This window comes from Grimontia sedimenti (assembly GCF_011045095.1).
In the GTDB taxonomy this organism is placed as follows: domain Bacteria; phylum Pseudomonadota; class Gammaproteobacteria; order Enterobacterales; family Vibrionaceae; genus Enterovibrio; species Enterovibrio sedimenti.
Genome location: NZ_JAALDL010000058.1, coordinates 1 through 562, shown reverse-complemented (window position 1 = coordinate 562; position 562 = coordinate 1). Strand labels below are relative to the sequence as shown.

The 562-nt window shown below is 53.6% G+C and carries 1 protein-coding gene; it reads left to right on the top strand.

Annotated features, from left to right (window positions below):
* Positions 1-19: 19 nt before the first annotated feature.
* Positions 20-562, top strand: a 543-nt coding sequence (locus tag G5S52_RS23470) for a VCBS domain-containing protein (protein WP_368737500.1), incomplete at its 3' end; no start/stop codon positions are given.

Sequence of the window (562 nt, the reverse complement as noted above, 5' to 3'; positions counted from 1 at the left end):
TACTGATCAAGCAGCTGTTGTGACGGGTGATACCACTGCGTCTATCACTGACGTCGATACCTCAGCAACAGGTTCAATCACGGTGACCGATCCGGATTCTGGTGAAACGGCCACCATTGGCAACACCACCATAGAAGGCAACTACGGCACCTTTGAATTGGTCGACGGTAACTGGACTTACACGGTAGACCCAGACAAAGCGCAGGCTCTGCCCGAAGACGAAGAGGCGACCGAAACCTTTACTCTCACGGCGTCAGATAACTCTACCCATGAGATTGTGGTCACGGTTGAAGGCACCAACCAGTCTGCCGTTGTCACCGGTGATACCACGGCGTCTATCACTGACGTCGATACCTCAGCAACAGGCTCTATCACGGTTACCGATCCGGATTCCGGCGAAACGGCCACCATCGGCAACACCACGATTGAAGGTAACTACGGTACCTTCGAACTGGTCGACGGTAACTGGACCTACACGGTAGACCCAGACAAAGCGCAAGCTCTACCGGACGGGGAAGAAGCAACCGAAACCTTTACCCTTACTGCGTCTGATAATTCAACG